Origin of the sequence: Streptomyces sp. MBT53 (genome assembly GCF_016654115.1) — a bacterium.
Taxonomy (GTDB): Bacteria; Actinomycetota; Actinomycetes; order Streptomycetales; family Streptomycetaceae; genus Streptomyces.
The window spans coordinates 1-14802 of the sequence record NZ_JAEQAZ010000244.1 but is presented as its reverse complement, the minus strand read 5'-3'; the positions used below and the strand labels follow the sequence as shown (position 1 = coordinate 14802).

The window sequence follows — 14802 nt, the reverse complement described above, 5'->3', positions numbered from 1 at the left end:
CACGCAGAGCCGGTGGCGCGGTGCCCGAGACACCTGGGTCCAGCGGAGACCGCGCCACCGGCTCTGCGTGCCTCGGACCAGGCCTCATGGGATCCGCGAGTCTCGGACACCGCTCCACCGAACCCGGACGCCTCAGGCATCGCCCCACCGGATCCGCGCGCCTCGGACCAGGCCCCACGGGATCCGAGCGTCTCGAGCCCCGCTCCACCGGATCCGAGCGCCTCGGGCACAGCCCCACTGAACCCGTGTCCCTCAGTCACCGCCCCACCGGACCTCCGTGCCTCAGGCGTGGCTCTGCCCGATCCATAGGTCTCACGCGTGGCGGCACCGGACGTCCGTGCCCCGGCCACCGCCCCACCGGACCCGCGCGCCTCGGGCACGGTCCCACCGGACCCGCACGCTTCAGCCACCGCCCCACCGGACCCACACGTCTCGGTCACGGCCCCACCGGACCCGCGTGCTTCGGGCACAGCCCCACCAGACCCGCACGCCCCGGACCCCGCCCCACCAGACCCGCGCGGTGCCCCGGCCATGCCTCCGCCAGTCCCGGCTCCGCCCGTCATGGCCGTAGCACCGCTACGCCGTAGCGGCCGAGGGTGAGTTCGTCCTCGACTGTCGTGTCGGTGAGCAAGTCGTCGTAGCTGCCCGGGACTTCGACGGTCACCGGTTCGCGTCCGTGGTTGAGCAGGAACAGCAGCTCGCCGCGTCGTACGGCCTCGACGCCCGCCGGGAGCCCTTCGAGTACCGGGCGGATGCCCGCCTCGGCGGCGACCCGGGCGAGCAGGGCGCGGAGTGCGTACGGCTCGGGGAGTGTGGAGACGTACCAGGCCTTGCCCTTGCGCAGCACGGCCGGCAGGCCGTCCAACTCCCCGCCCTTGTAAGGGATCGCCTCGTCCGCTGCGTCGTCCTCGGTCTCGATCTCCTCCGACCAGAGCGTGCCGCGGAAGCCCTCGCACTCGACGGTCTCCTCGGGGTCCAGCGGCCACCACTCGTGCAGGGTGCGGATGCCGAACAGTTCGCGGAGCCGCGCGTCCATGCCGCCGGGGCGGACGCGGTCGTCCTCGTCGGCGATGCCGGTGAGGAAGCCGCAGACGAGGGTGCCGCCGCCGCGGACGTACGCGAGGAGGTTGTCGATCGCGGCGTCGGTGAGGAGGTAGAGCTGCGGGACGACGACCAACTCGTAGGCGGAGAGGTCGTGTTCGGGGTGGGCGAAGTCGGTGGTGAGGTGGGACTCCCAGAGGGCACGGTGCCAGGCGCGGACGACCTCGGGGTGGTCGACCTCGGTGGAGAGGCGGCCGTCCTGGGCACCGGCCCACCACGCGTGCCAGTCGTGCAGGATCGCGATGTCAGAGGTGATGTGAGTGCCCGTCACCTCGCCGCCGATACGGGCGAGTTCGGCACCGAGCTGCTTGACCTCCTGGAAGGTACGGCCCCGCTCCCCCGCGTGACTGAGCATCCCGGAGTGGAACTTCTCCGCGCCCTGCCGGGATTGGCGCCACTGGAAGTAGCAGACCGCGTCGGCGCCACGGGCCACGGCCTGGAGGGACCAGAGGCGGTTGAGGCCGCGCGGCTTCGGGTGGTTCACGCCGCGCCAGTTGACCGGTCCGGCCGCCTGCTCCATGAGCATCCAGGGGCCGCGTGCCTGCGAGCGGGTCAAGTCCTGTACGAGAGCGGCACTTTGGGCACCGAGCGGATCGCGCGGATCGGGATAGAGGTCGACCGAGACGACGTCCTCCTCCTCGGCCCAGCGCCAGGCGTCCTGACCGACCCACAACGGCATGAAGTTGGTGGTGACCGGGAGGTGCGGGGTGTACCGGCGGACGATGTCCCGCTCGGCGGTGTAGCACTCCAGCAGCATGTCGGATGTGAAGCGTCGGAAGTCGAGCACGTGGGTGGGGTTGTTGAGGTAATGGGCGTGACGCGGGGGCAGGACGCCGTCCCAGGTGTCGTACCCCTGGCTCCAGAATGCCGTGCCCCAGGCGGAGTTGAGGGCGTCGAGCGTGCCGTATCGCGCGCGCAGCCAGCGGCGGAAGGCGACGGCGGCCTCGTCGCCGTAGTCGAAGGTGCAGTACTCGTTGTTGATGTGCCACATCGTGAGGGCGGGGTGGCCGGCGTAACGGGCGGCCAGGGCCTCGGTGATGGCGGCGGCGTGCTGCCGGTAGACGGCGCTGGAGTGGGAGAAGTGCTGGCGTCCGCCCCACCACTCGATCCGGCCGTCGGCGTCACGGGGCAGGGTCTCCGGGTGGAGACGGCCGAGCCACGGCGGCGGGGAGGAGGTGGGCGTGGCGAGCACGACCCCGATCCCGCTGTCGTGCATCAGGTCCATCAGCCGGTCGAGCCAGCCGAACTCCCTTGCCCCCGGCTCGGGTTCGAGCCTGGCCCAGGAGAAGACGCCCAGGGTGACGGAGTTGACGCCGGCGTCCTTCATCAGCCGGACGTCCTCGGTCCAGGTCTCCTCGGGCCACTGTTCGGGGTTGTAGTCGCCGCCGAAGAGGACGCGGCCACGGGTGGCGTCACCGAGCTGAGGCATCAGATCCGCTCCCCGTACTGGATGCCGCGCCCGTTGGTCGCGAGGTAGACCCGGCCGTACACACGAGGGTCACCAGTGATGCACTGCCCGGTCCAACCCCACTGGTGCCGGTCGTCGTTGATCCGCACCCAGGTCTTGGCCTCGTCGTCGGAGCGGTAGACGGCGGTGATGCTCTCGGTGGAGCCGACCTGATAGATCGCGGGGTAGTCGGCGCCGGGGGCGGATCTGCCGAAGCCGAGGGTGTACGAGGCCCAGCAGCTGGCGACCTTGCTGAAGCTCGCGCCACCGTCGACGGACCGGTAGAGCCCGTTCCACTTGACGCTCAGCCACAGGTCACCGGACCTGCCCGGCGCCGCGACCAGCTGGAACTGACTGTCCCCGGCGGGCAGCCCGCCCGCACGCGCAGTGAACGAGAGGCCACTGTCAGTGCTGGCGTATAGCGTTCCTGTGTCGGTGTCGTATGCGTAGAAGAGCGTCGGGTCGGCCGGGTCGGCGACCGGCGTGGCGCCCTTCGGGAAGGAGGAGACCTCGGTCCAGGTGGCGCCGTTGTCCGCCGAGCGGTGAGCCGCGTACTTCGTGCCGTCCCAGTGCACGAAGGACCACAGCAGCGTACCGCCGTCGGCGCTGGTGGCGATCGGCCCCGGTGCGTCGTGGGCGATGGAGGGCTGGGCAGCGAAGGGCGCCCAGGTCCGGCCGCCGTCGCCCGAGTAGGCACCGTTGCCGTTGTCGCCCCAGCCCGTGCGGACGACATACGCCGGCCTGCCCGCGGCCTGCGCGATCCCCGTCGCCGACCCGAACACGGGGTTCGTCGCCATGCCGCGCGACGGAGACGCCGTGAGCCGCTCGTGGTACATCACGCCGATGTCCCGCGAGGCGCTGATGAGGTGCGCCTCCCCGACCGGGGGCGAGATCAGCTGGATCACGGACGTCTCCTCCAGGCCACGGATCCGCGGTGCCCAGTGCGTGAGGTCACGGGTGCCGTAGAGGGTGGCGCCGGTGCCGTAGACGACGTGCTTCGAGTCGTACGGGTCGACGGCGACGGCCTGGATCCACCAGCCGAACTTCGGCTGGTCAGCACCCCACTTGAGGAAAGGAGTCTCGGACACGTCGAAGACAGCGGAGTCCTTGAGGGACGTCCAGGTGAGGCCGCCGTCGGTGGTCCGGTACAGGGTGTCGACGGCCGCCCAGCGGTTGTTGGTGGAGACGACGACGGTGCCCGCGCGACGGGCGTCGACGGCGACCCCGCTGTAGCCGAAGGTGTCGCTGCCGCCGGGCTGGACGGGGGTGACGTCCGTCCAACGCCCGGTGGCGGGCGCGAGCCTGTGCACACTGCCGGCGGACTGCCCGTTGGGGCCGGGTGCGTCGGCGTACGTCACGTACAGCTCGCGGGCGTGGCGGTCGTAGGCGGCGCGGATCGGGACCTTGGCGGAGGTGCCGGTGGGCTGCCCGGGGACGGCCTCCCAGGTGGAGCCGTCGATGGTGCGGTAGAGGTTGACAGCGGTCGCGCTCCCGTCGCCGTCGCCCCACCCGGCGTAGACGGCACGACCGACGGCGACGAGGAAGGTGACGCCCTGGCCGGACGCGCTCGCGGCAGCCGGGAAGCCGCTCACGGCTGCCCAAGTGACGCCCCGGTCGGCCGACTTGAGCAGTCCGTCGTGCCGGGTGCCGAGCCACAGGGTGTCACTGTCACGCGGGTCGACGAGCAACCGCTCTCCGGCCCCGCGCCCGTCCTCGTTCCCACCGAGCTTCACGGCGAGATCGGTACGGGTCCAGGTGGCACCGCGGTCCTCGGAGCGCAGGATGGCTCCGTTGCTCGCCCAGGACTGGGCGTAGGTGCCGACGGCGAGGTACAGCCGGTTCGGATGCGCCGGGTCGACGGCGAGGGCCTCCACCCCGAGCAGATTCCAGTCGTCCCACCCGAGTTGATCGGTGAGGGGGGTCCAGCAGGCGGTCCGGTCGTCCCAACGGTAGGCACCGCCGATGTCGGTACGGGCGTAGGCGAGGCCGCGCACGGAGGGGTGGAAGAGAACTCCGGTGACGAAGCCGGTGCCACCGATGGCGGCGTTGCGCCAGCGGTAGGAGGGCGTGACGGTGGTGGCTTCGGCTGCGTGCGCGCGGCCCTGGAAGATCGGCACGGCGGCAAGCGCGGCACCGGCAGCGGTTCCGGCAAGAAGGACCCGCCGGCTCGGACTGGACGCGCGCATGACACAACCTCGCTTTGTGAGTTGGGGTGAGGACACCTACCTAGGGGCGCGGGGCTGTATTGATTTGCGGCCCCGCCGCGTGGGCGCGACCAGCCACAAGGCACCCGCAGACGGCAGACCAGGTCAGCCCTTGACCGCCCCCGTCAGCATCCCCTTCTTAAAGTGCCGCTGCACAAACGGCGAAAGCACGGCCACCGGCAACAGAGCCATCACCATGACCGCCATCTGCACGGACAGCCCCGACAACTCCCCCGTCTTGATCGCTTGGGCGAGCCCCACCGGAGCCTCCTGCTTCTGCACCAGCTGGATCATGACGTTCTGCAGCGGCATCATGTCCTGGTCGTTGAGATACAGGGACGCGTTGAACCAGGCGCTCCAATAACCCACGGCATAGAACAGCGTGATAACCGCGAGCACCGCCCGCGACAAAGGCATGACGATCTGCCAGAGAATCCGGAAGTCACCGGCCCCGTCGATCCGCGCACTGTCGACGAGTTCCTGCGAGATCCCCATGAAGAACCCGCGCAGGACAAGGATGTTGAAGACACTCAGCGCACTCGGCAGGATCAACGCCAGATAGCTGTCGGTCAGGCCCAGCGACTGCACCAGCAGGTACGTCGGGATGAGCCCGGCGCTGAAGAACATCGTGGCGAGCAGCAGCATCAGGATCCACCGGTGCCCGAGCGAGCCGATGCGCGAGAGGCCGTAGGCGCACAGGACGGACACCGTCATGGAGAACGCCGTGCCGACGACGGTGATGAGGACGCTGATGATGGCCGCGCGGGTGACCTGGCCGCCGCTGAGGAGTTCCTTGTAGGCGACGAAGGTGATGCCTTTGGGCACCATGACAAGGCCGCCGGCCTGGTCGATGGTCTTGCGTGAAGAGAGGCTGGTGACGAGGACGATCCAGAGCGGGAAGAGGATGCCGAGGCAGGCGAGGGTGAGGACGAGGCCCTTGCCGGCGAGCCCGGCCCTGCTGGGTTCCTCCTCCCAGGTCGGGCGGGGCGGCGCGGCCCAACGGCCGGGCTGTCGTACGGACTTGACTGGCTCGACGGGCTTGTCGATGACGGCGGTCACTTCTTGTACACCCCCTGCTCGCCCATGAGGTGGGCCACTTTGTTCGCGGCGAGGACCAGGCCGAGGCTGATCACGCCCTTGACGAGTCCGGCGGCGGCCGCGTAGCCGAAGTCCTGGTTGCGGACGCCGTTCCACCAGACGAAGGTGTCGAGGACCTCGGCCGCTCCCGGTCCCACGGCGTCGCGCTGGAGCAGGATCTGTTCGAAGCCGACGGTCAGCGCATCGCCCACGCGGAGCACCAGCAGCAGCGCGATCACCGGCCGGAGCGCGGGCAGCGTGACGTGCCACATACGGCGCCAGCGGCCGGCGCCGTCCATCGCGGCGGCCTCGTAGAGGTCGGGGCTGACGGAGGACAGCGCGGCGAGGAAGACGATGATCCCCCAGCCCGCGTCCTTCCACACACTCTGCGCGGTGACCAGGAACTTGAACGTGTTGGGGTCGGTCATCACGTCGAGGCCGTCGAAGCCGTGCTGCCGCAGGAGTTGCGAGAACAGCCCTGCCCCGCCCAGGAGTTGCTGGAAGACGGCGATGACCAGCACCCAGGAGAAGAAGTGCGGGAGGTACAGGATCGCCTGGGAGAGCGCTCGGACCCGGGGCCTCACCACGCTGTTGATGAGCAGCGCGAGCAGGATCGGGATCGGGAAGAACAGGACCAGTTGGAGCGAGAACAGGACGAGTGTGTTCTGTACGGCGCTCCAGAAGGCGGAGTCCGCGAAGATCTGCTGGAAGTTCTCCAGGCCGACCCAGGGGCTGTGCAGCATCGAGACGATGCCGTTGTCGCTGACGTAGGGGTCGTAGTCCTCGAAGGCGACGATGTTGCCGAGGATCGGCAGGTAGTTGAAGACCAGAATGAGCAGGACGGCCGGCAGGGTCATCAGGAGCAGGACGCGGTCGCGTCTGAACCTGAGGCGCCAACTGAGTTTTCCCTTGGGGCGGTTGCGCCGGGTGCCGGTGGCGCCACCGGACGCCACCGGGGTCTCTTCCGTCGTGTCGGCCTCGGCCCTGCTCCGAGGCACCGTGCTGTGGGACACGGCCGTTCTCCTTGCCTCGGTACCGGGTCAGCTCGTCGCGGTGCCGTTGTCGTCGAGCAACTTCTGGTACCAGGCGCGGAGTTGGTCGCCGCCCTTGCTCTTCCAGTCCGACACGGCCTGCTGCATGTCGCTGATCTTCTTGCGGCCGCGGGTGATGTCGTCCTCCAACTGCTCGAAGTCGTTGGAGAGGTTGGTGTAGCGGCTCGGCTCGGTGATCTGCTGGCCGTAGAACGTCGACTTCTTTGTGAAGGCGCCCATCCGTTGCTGCCACTCGACCTGTGCCTTGGCGACGTCGGGGAAGTCGGGGTGGGCGATGGTCGCGGCGGGGCTGGCGACCATGACGTAGGCGTTGATGACCTCGTTGTTGCCCTGGTCGGTCTTGGTGGGCACACCGTTCTTGACGGTGTAATGGGTGCCTTCCACGCCGTAGTTGGTGAGCATGTACTCCTTGGTGCCGTACGGCGCGGCGGTGACGTTGGCGACGGCGAGCGCGTCGTGGATGACGGACTCGGAGGCCTTCTTGCTGATGAAGGCGAAGATGCCGGCCGGTTCGCCGGCCCAGAAGGTCGGGTCGCCGCCGTCGTGGGCGAAGATGTCCATGCCCCAGATCTTGTAGTCCGGGTTCTGGGTGGCCTGTTCGGCGGTGCGGCTCCACCACTGCGAGATGTCCTGGTTGTAGATGAGGAACTCGCCGGCGGCGAACTTGGGCCCGGGGTCGGTGGCCTGGCTCTTGCCGAGCTTGGCATCGGGGTGGACGACTCCGGCGGCGAACAGCTTGCGGGTCCACTCCAGCGCTTCGAGGTACTCCGGCGTCTCGACGCGGTAGATCAGCTTGCCGTCCACGAGGTTCCAGCCGAGCGACTTCTCGCTGCCGGAGAGCACGCCCCAGGCGTTGAAGGCCGTCCACTTCATGTCCATGCACGCCCAGCGCTTGGCCTTGGCGTTGGTGATCTCCTTGGCCAGGGCCATGAACTCGTCGGCGGAGGTGGGGACTTGGTACCCCTCCTTGTCGAAGATGTCCTTGCGGTAGAAGGGCACGATGTTGGGCACGTACGAGGACGGCATCGGCAGTCCGCGCAGCTTGCCGCCGAAGATGCAGCGCTGCCAGGCGTCGGACGGGATCGCCGCGAGGTTCGGGTAGTCCTTGGCCTTGTCGCCGGAGAGATAGGGGCCGAGGTCGGCGAACTTGCCGATGATGGCGCTCGGTATCTTGCCGCCCATGTTCCAGCCCGGGATGACCACCATGTCGGGGATGTCGCTGGAGGCGAGAACCGCGCCGAGCTTCTGGTCGTAGGTGTTGCCGTCCTGGTTCTGCCAGGCCACGTCGACGCCGATCAGGGCGTTCATCGCCTTGTAGTAGGCGTTGTCGCTCTTCGGCGGGGAGCCCCAGAACGGCGACATGATGGAGACCTTGCCGCCCTTGCCGAGCTTCTTGGGCACCGAGGTCTTCAGCGTGGCGAGGTCCAGCTTGCTGGAGAAGCCGATCGCCGAGCCGTTCTTGGAGGCGATGTCCGGTGTCACCACATTGCCGGCGACGAACGCCGGCAGCAGCTTCTTGACGCCTTTCCCCTGCGAACTCCCCCCGCCCGAGCCGCTGTCCGAGGCGCCGCAGGCGGAGAGCAGCGGTACCCCTCCCGCCACCGCTGCGGCGACGACCGCCGTGGAGGCGAGGAAGCTTCTCCGGCTGGGAGCGGAGGCGGCGGAGGCGTTCGGCGTCATTGCGTCAACCCTTCATGGCGCACCAGGACACCCGGCGGTGGAGCCGTCGGCTGCGGTGTCTTGAGTGGAACAGAGCACTTAGTCGAAGCGCTTCGATGTTGCTGCGAGGTTAAGTGAACGCCCGAGGGTGCACAAGGGTCGCTTCCAAGATTCCTCCGAGGTGTACGGGGTGACCTGTCCGTATGTGCTGCTTGAAATAACGGTGAAGGTCTCTTGACACCCGCTCCTCATCGAATCAGCATCGAAGCGCTTCGAAAGAGCCGCGCCGCTCCATCGCAAGGGGAACCCCACGTGACCGCACAAACGCCGCCTACGCCGCCTTTCCGCGACCCGCAGCTGCCGTTCGCGAAGCGCATCGACGATCTGTTGGCGCGGCTGTCCCTCGACGAGAAGATCGGATTTCTGCACCAGTACGCGCCCGCCGTGGAGCGGCTGGGCGTCGCCGCGTTCCGCACCGGCCAGGAGGCCCTGCACGGCGTGGCGTGGATGGGCCCGGCGACGGTCTTCCCGCAGGCGGTGGGCCTGGGCGCGACCTGGAACGAGGAGCTCGTACGACGGGTCGGCGACGCGGTGTCCAAGGAGGTCCGCGCGATGCGCGCCCGCGACGACCGCGTCGGCCTCAACGTCTGGTCCCCCACGGTGAACCTGCTGCGCCACCCGCTCTGGGGCCGCAACGAGGAGGGCTACTCGGAGGACCCGAAGCTGACCTCGGCCATCGCCACCGCGTACACACGCGGCCTGCGCGGCGACCACCCGACGTACTGGCGCACGGCCCCCGTCCTCAAGCACTGGCTCGCGCACAACAACGAGACGGGCCGCGACGTCACCTCGTCCTCCGTCCGCCCGCGCGTGCTGCACGAGTACGACCTGCGCGCGTTCCGCGAGACGGTCGAGGCGGGCGCGGTGGCCGGAGTGATGCCCGCGTACAACCTGGTCAACGGCCGCCCCAACCACGTCTCGCCGTATCTGCGCGAGCACCTGCGCACCTGGACCGACGAGGACCTGCTGGTCTGCTCGGACGCGGGCGCGCCCTCCAACCTGGTCGACTCCGAGCACTACTTCGACACCCACGAGGAGGCGACGGCGGCCTCGCTGCTGGCCGGCGTGGACAGCTTCACCGACCACGGCACGGACAGTTCGACGATCGTGGCGCGGGCCCAAGGCGCCCTGGATCAGGGCCTGTTGACGGAGGCGGACCTCGACGCGGCGGTGCGCCGTCAGCTCTCGGTCCGATTCCGGCTCGGCGAGTTCGACCCGGCGCACGACCCGCACGCGGGCATCGAGGACTTCGACACCCCGGCGCACCGGGCGCTCGCCCAGGAGGCCGCCGAACAAGCCGTCGTGCTCCTCAAGAACACCGACGACCTGCTGCCCCTCGCCCACGACACCCGCCTCGCCGTGGTCGGCCTGCTCGCCGACGAGTGCAAACTCGACTGGTACAGCGGCACGTTGATCCACCGCTCCACTCCGCTGGAGGGCGTGTACGAGCGGTTCGGCGCCGAGCGCGTCGAGTTCGCGGAGGGCGTGGACCGGGTCCGACTGAAGACCTCCCAAGGCGCCTACCTGCACGTCCCGTTGGCGGACGTGCCCGACGAAGTGCGCGGCGCGGAGGGCGCGTTGGACCCGGCTCTGCTCTCCGGCCGCACGGACCTTCCCCCGCTCACCACCGACGCCACCGGCCGCGGCACCGAACTCGCGCTCGTCGACTGGGGCGAGGGTGTCCTCACCCTCCGTGCCCCGGACGGCCGTTACCTCTCGGTCGCCGAGGACGGCTACGTACGCGCCTCCGCCGACCAGCCCGGCGGCTGGGTCGTCCAGGAGACATTCCGCCTGGAACCCCACGAGAACGGTCACCTCCTGCTGCACATCGGTACGGGTCGCCACGTCTCTGTCGCCGCCGACGGCGTGAAGGTTGCCGAGGAGGGCGCGGAAGTTTTCGAGTTGCTGGTCGTGGAGCGCGGCGAGGACGCGGTGGCCCGGGTCGCCGAGGCGGCCGACGTGGTGCTCGTCGTCGCGGGCAACGACCCGCACATCAACGGCCGCGAGACCGAGGACCGTACGACGCTCGAACTCCCGCCCCAGCAGCAGCGTTTGCTGCGCGCGGCCCGCACGGCGAACCCGAACACGGTCCTGGCGCTGGTCTCCGCGTACCCGTACACGGTCGACCCCACCGAACTCCCCGGCCTCCCCGGCCTCCCCTCGATCCTGTGGACCGCCCACGGCGGCCAGGCGGCGGGCACCGCCCTTGCCCGCGTCCTCGCCGGTGACGTCTCCCCCGCCGGCCGCCTCCCCCAGACCTGGTACGCGGCCGACACCGACCTGCCCGACCTCCTCGACTACGACGTGATCGGCGGCCGGCAGACCTACCTCTACTTCGAGGGCACGCCCCTGTTCCCGTTCGGCCACGGTCTGTCGTACGCGTCCTTCTCCTACGGCGGCCTGAGCGCCCGGGTCGAACTCGGCGCGGTGCACGTGTCGTTCACGGTCACCAACACCGGGGACGTGACGGCCGACGAGGTCGCGCAGCTGTACACCAGCGCGGTGAACCCGTCGGTCCCCCGCCCGCTCAGCGAACTGGCCGCGCACCGCCGCGTGCCCCTCGCCCCGGGCGAGACGGCGGAACTCTCCTTCGAAGTCCCGTTGTCCGCCTTCGAGTTCTGGGATGTGAAGCGAGGGAGCCGACGTCTCGAACCCGGTCTGTACGACCTGTTCGTCGGCGCCTCCAGCGAGGACATCCGCCTGCGGACGACGGTGACGCTGACCGGTGAGCCCGCCGCACCGCGCGATCTTCTCCAACGGGGCCTGCCCGCGGCCGACTTCGACGAGCAGTCGGGCGGCGAGCTCGTCGACCGGACGAAGGCGGCAGGCGACGCGGTGACACCGGTGGGCGACGGCACGGCTCAACTGGTCTACCGGCACTGCGACTTCGGCGCCGGGGTCACGGAGGTGACCGTGGAGGTCGCGGGCGAGGGGGCCGTAGAACTGTCGTTGGACGGCGGCCCGACACTCGCCCGACTCGTCCTGCCCGCACCCACATCCGGGCCGTACGACTACACCACCCTCCGCGCCGGGATCGTCGCCGAGGGCCCGCACGACGTGCACATCAGGCTGCGCGGCCCGCTGCGGCTCGCGCACGTCGGCTTCTCCGGCTGAGGGTCCGGAAGCAGGCCGACGGAAAGCAGGGGCCCGGCACCGGAAGGCATCGGTGCCGGGCCCCTACTGGGAGACTATATGAAAATGGTTACCGTTTACTAGAGCCGGTTCGCTAGAGCGCGAGCCCGGTGAGCACCAGCACCCGCTCGTAGGTGTAGTCGTCCATGGCGAACTTCACGCCCTCGCGGCCGACGCCGGACTGCTTGGCGCCGCCGTAGGGCATCTGGTCGGCGCGGTAGGACGGGACGTCGCCGATCACGACTCCGCCGACCTCGAGCGCGCGGTGGGCGCGGAACGCGACCTGTACGTCGTGGGTGAACACCCCTGCCTGGAGGCCGTACTTGGAGTCGTTGGCGGCGGCGAAGGCGGCGGCCTCGCCGTCCACCTTCGTGACGGTCAGGACCGGTCCGAAGACCTCCTCGCAGGAGATCGTCACGTCGGCCGGTACGTCCGTCAGCACGGTCGGCGCGTACGAGGCGCCGTCGCGCTTGCCGCCGGTGAGGAGGGTGGCGCCGGCGTCGACGGCCTCCTGGACCCACGACTCGACGCGCTGCGCGGCGGCCTCGCTGACCAGCGGGCCGACATCGGTCTTGGCGTCGGAGGGGTCACCGGTGACCTGGGCCTCGACGGCGGCGACGATGCGCGGGAGCAGCCGGTCGTAGACGGAGGCGTCCACGATGACCCGCTGCACGGAGATGCAGGACTGGCCGCCCTGGTAGTTGGAGAAGGTGGCGATACGGGTCGCGGCCCAGTCGAGGTCGGCGTCGGAGGAGTAGTCCCCGAGGACGACGGCCGCGCCGTTGCCGCCCAGTTCCAGGGTGCAGTGCTTGCGCGGCACCGAGTCCATGATCGCGTAGCCGACCTTCTCCGAACCGGTGAAGGAGATCACCGGCAGCCGCTCGTCCTGGACGAGGGCGGGCATGTGGTCGTTGGCGACCGGCAGGATGCTCCACGCACCGGCGGGCAGTTCGGACTCGGCGAGCAGGTCGCCGATGATCAGGCCGGAGAGCGGGGTGGCCGGGGCCGGCTTGAGGATGATCGGCACGCCGGCCGCGATCGCGGGGGCGATCTTGTGGGCGCAGAGGTTCAGCGGGAAGTTGAAGGGCGCGATGCCGAGGACGACGCCCTTCGGGAAGCGCCGGGTGAGGGCGAGCCGGCCCTGACCGCCGGCGTCGGTGTCGAGGCGCTGGGCCTCGCCGCCGTTGAACCGCCGGGCCTCCTCGGCGGCGAACCGGAACACGGACACGGCCCGGCCGACCTCGCCGCGGGCCCACTTGATGGGCTTGCCGTTCTCGGCGGAGATCAGCTGCGCGATCTCCTCGGTGCGCTCGGCCAGCCGCCGGCTGACGTGGTCGAGGGCGGCGGCGCGGACGTGGGCGGGGGTCGCGGCGAACTCGTCCCGTACGGCGTACGCGGCGGCCACCGCCTCCTCGACCTGGGCGTCGGTCGGCACGCTGACCTTGCCGACGAGGCGTCCGTCCCACGGGGAGGTGACGTCGAAGGTGTCCTCGCCATTGGCCTGACGGCCGGCGAGCCAGAAGGCGTGGGTGGAAGTCATGTCCCGGCCCTTCCGCGTTGGGGGTGGTCTTGGGGCTTCACCGTCAACCGTAGGTGCGGGGAGGCCGCGGTGCGTTTAGCCGAGTCGTAGTGGTACCGGACGGGAACAGTACAGTTCGGCAGGGCCCGTCACTCTGCCTCGGCTGTCGCCTTCAGGGCGAGCCACAGCTCCATCCTCACGTCCGGATCGTCGAGCGAGCGTCCGAGGATCTCCTCGACCCGCCGCATCCGGTACCGCAGGGTGTGCCGGTGCACCCCGAGATCGGCCGCCGCCGCGTCCCACTGGCCGTGCCGGGACAGCCACGCCCGCAGCGAGGCGACCAGGTCCCCGCGCCCGGTCGCGTCGTGCTCGGAGAGCGGCCGCAGCAACCCGTCCGCAAAGGCCCGTACCGCGTCGTCGGCGAGCAACGGCAGCACCGACCCGGCGGCCAGCTGCTCGTGCTCGACGAAGACCCGCCCGCGCCGCCGGGCCACCGACAGCGCCTGCTCGGCCTGCTTGTAGGCGGCAGCGGCGGCGATCGGCCCGGCCGGTGCGGAGAGCCCGACGACCGGTTCGTCGCCCTCGCCGCCGCCCTGCTCCCGTACCTCGGCGGACGCGCGCTCGGCCTCCAACGCCGCCGCGTACTCACGGCAGGCCTCGACGGCCGCGCCCCCGTCGACGGCGAGCACGACCAGCCGCTCCGCCTCTCGCGGCCCTTCCGGTACGACGAGCACGGCCTCCCCCGAGCGGGCCGCCGCCGACTCCATGACCTCGGCGAGCCCGCCCAGCGGATCACGGTCCGCACCGGTGCCCTCCCCCACGATCACCCGGAACGGTGCGTCGAGGAGCGCTCCGAACAGGTCCCCGGCGACCGCCCGCGCGTGGTCCGGCTGTCCGGCGAGCAGCATCCGCAGCACGGCCGCGCCGATCCGCTGCTCGGCGGCCTGGAGAGACCGTGAGCGTTCGGTGGTGAGGGTCAGGAGGGCGATCGCCGAGTGCACGGCGTACCGTTCCGCCGTCCCGAGCGCGGCGGCGGTCCCCACCGCGAGGGCGGCCTTCGGGCGTCGGCCGGTGCCCAGGGAGTGCAGTTCGACGCGGTCCTCGTTGTCCGGGCCGCCCACGACCGAGGAGGCCGGGGCGGGTCGCTCGCGCAGCCGTTCCACGTCCGCCGTGAGCCGGGCGGCCCGGCGGCCGGCCCACTCCGGTGCGGTGGCGACGACGGCGCCGGACGTGTCGTAGAGCGCGGCCCACCCGTCGACCTGCGCGGCGAGCACGGTGAGCAGCCCCTGCGGACCGTCGGCGAGCGCCTGCCTGGTCAGCTCGCGCTGCGCGGCGAACCCTGCCGTGACGGCCCGGTACTGATCGGCGGCGATGGCGGCGGAGACGGCCTTGCTGATCGCGATGAACGGGGTCCGCCGCGGCACTTCGAGAAGTGGCAGCCCCTCCTCCGCCGCCGTGTCGACAAGCGCCTTCGGGATCTCGTCGTAGTTGACCCCGACGGCGAACCCGAGCCCCACGACCCCCGCCCCCACCAGCCGCCTCACATACCGC

General features: G+C 70.3%; 8 protein-coding genes. 1 reads left to right on the top strand and 7 read right to left on the bottom strand.

Features of this window, described 5'->3' with window-relative positions:
• Positions 1–559 precede the first annotated feature (559 nt).
• The 5 genes from JHN45_RS45850 to JHN45_RS45830 form a co-directional block, all read right to left on the bottom strand.
• On the bottom strand, positions 560–2530 hold the full coding sequence (locus tag JHN45_RS45850; protein ID WP_201055350.1) for a beta-galactosidase: 1971 nt from the start codon (positions 2528–2530) through the stop codon (positions 560–562).
• Positions 2530–4734 (bottom strand): sialidase family protein, encoded by a 2205-nt coding sequence (locus tag JHN45_RS45845; protein WP_201055349.1) that lies wholly within the window; start codon positions 4732–4734, stop codon positions 2530–2532. Before JHN45_RS45845 ends, JHN45_RS45850 begins: the two co-directional genes overlap by 1 nt.
• Positions 4735–4857: 123 nt before the next feature.
• Positions 4858–5811 (bottom strand): carbohydrate ABC transporter permease, encoded by a 954-nt coding sequence (locus tag JHN45_RS45840; RefSeq protein ID WP_200715160.1) that lies wholly within the window; start codon positions 5809–5811, stop codon positions 4858–4860.
• Positions 5808–6842, bottom strand: a complete 1035-nt coding sequence (locus tag JHN45_RS45835) for a sugar ABC transporter permease (protein ID WP_200715159.1) — start codon at positions 6840–6842, stop codon at positions 5808–5810. Before JHN45_RS45835 ends, JHN45_RS45840 begins: the two co-directional genes overlap by 4 nt.
• A gap of 27 nt (positions 6843–6869) precedes the next feature.
• Positions 6870–8561 carry an extracellular solute-binding protein gene (locus JHN45_RS45830; RefSeq protein ID WP_201055348.1) on the bottom strand — a complete coding sequence of 564 codons (1692 nt, stop codon included), beginning with the start codon at positions 8559–8561 and terminating at the stop codon, positions 6870–6872.
• 291 nt (positions 8562–8852) lie between these two features.
• Here JHN45_RS45830 and JHN45_RS45825 point away from each other — a divergent pair, with 291 nt between their 5' ends.
• Entirely contained in the window at positions 8853–11714 is a 2862-nt protein-coding gene (locus JHN45_RS45825) for a glycoside hydrolase family 3 C-terminal domain-containing protein (RefSeq protein ID WP_201055347.1), read from the top strand.
• Positions 11715–11826: 112 nt separating this feature from the next.
• On the opposite strand, the gene JHN45_RS45820 is transcribed toward JHN45_RS45825, so the two are convergent.
• Both JHN45_RS45820 and JHN45_RS45815 read right to left on the bottom strand, forming a co-directional pair.
• Complete coding sequence (locus JHN45_RS45820) at positions 11827–13272, bottom strand: aldehyde dehydrogenase family protein (RefSeq protein ID WP_200715156.1); 1446 nt, start codon at positions 13270–13272, stop codon at positions 11827–11829.
• Positions 13273–13400: 128 nt separating this feature from the next.
• On the bottom strand, positions 13401–14802 hold a 1402-nt coding region (locus JHN45_RS45815), incomplete at its 5' end, for a helix-turn-helix domain-containing protein (RefSeq protein ID WP_201055345.1).

Coding starts and splice junctions, on each gene's coding strand:
- JHN45_RS45850 (WP_201055350.1), bottom strand. CDS start 2,530: ATGCCTCAGCTCGGTGACGCCACCCGTGGCCGCGTCCTCTTCGGCGGC.
- JHN45_RS45845 (WP_201055349.1), bottom strand. CDS start 4,734: ATGCGCGCGTCCAGTCCGAGCCGGCGGGTCCTTCTTGCCGGAACCGCT.
- JHN45_RS45830 (WP_201055348.1), bottom strand. CDS start 8,561: ATGACGCCGAACGCCTCCGCCGCCTCCGCTCCCAGCCGGAGAAGCTTC.
- JHN45_RS45820 (WP_200715156.1), bottom strand. CDS start 13,272: ATGACTTCCACCCACGCCTTCTGGCTCGCCGGCCGTCAGGCCAATGGC.